This window comes from Streptomyces katrae (genome assembly GCF_000966975.1).
Lineage (GTDB): Bacteria > Actinomycetota > Actinomycetes > Streptomycetales > Streptomycetaceae > Streptomyces > Streptomyces katrae.
In genome coordinates this window covers 1-741 of record NZ_JZWV01001427.1, presented here as the reverse complement: position 1 = coordinate 741, position 741 = coordinate 1, and the positions used below count along the sequence as shown (strand labels likewise).

At 71.8% G+C, this 741-nt stretch carries 2 protein-coding genes; both read left to right on the top strand.

The features are described 5' to 3' along the window. Nucleotides 1-244 precede the first annotated feature (244 nt). A complete protein-coding gene (locus VR44_RS46680; RefSeq protein WP_045952239.1) occupies nt 245-481 on the top strand; it encodes a hypothetical protein in 237 nt (78 codons plus the stop codon). Nucleotides 482-514: 33 nt separating this feature from the next. Beyond that, nucleotides 515-741, top strand: a 227-nt coding sequence (locus VR44_RS37980; RefSeq protein WP_045952238.1) for a carboxymuconolactone decarboxylase family protein, incomplete at its 3' end; no start/stop codon positions are given.

Sequence of the window (741 nt, the reverse complement as noted above, 5' to 3'; positions counted from 1 at the left end):
CCCCCAGGCCGCCTGGGGCCTCTTCTGGTACGCCCTCTTCGTCCTGTGGGGCCTGATGCTCGGCGTAGCCGCCTGGAACCGACTGCGGGCCGAGCCGTCGAGGAACCGGGCACCCCGTCCCGTGGATGCATGAGGCCGCAAGCACCGAAGCCGGACGCCCCGCCTTGCTCGTCCAGACCCACCAAGCGCGGCANCCCTGGTCCAGCCCTGGGGCCGCCGGCTCCCGCGCCGCACCCTGTGCGCCGTGTCCCTGACCGCCTCGGCCGGTATGACCCTGTGGGGCTTGACCTACTTCGCGCTCCAGTACCTCCTCGCGGCCGGCAGGGTCGTCTCCGCCCCCGCCTTCGCCGCCAAGGACGCCGACCACGCCCGCGGCCTTTCGGCACCGACTTCCGTTGCCGCCGCCGACCGTGCCTGCCTGTGCCCTGTGACGCGCCTCACGTTCGCCGCTGTCACAGCCGCCAGGGATCGGGTGTCTTAAGGGCACCAGCCGCCAGTGACAAAGGAGTCCACGATGAATGCCCGTCTGAACGTCTTCACCAGCCCGGTCGCCGCCAAGGCCTGGAAGCACATCATCGCGGCGGGCCAAGCCCTCGGTGACTCGACCCTGCCGGCCGCGACGCGCGAGCTCGTGATGCTCCGCGCCAGCCAGATCAACGGCTGCGCCGGATGCATCGACATGCACACCAAGGACGCCACCGCCGCCGGGGAGAGCGCCGTGCGCCTCCACCTGGTCGCGGC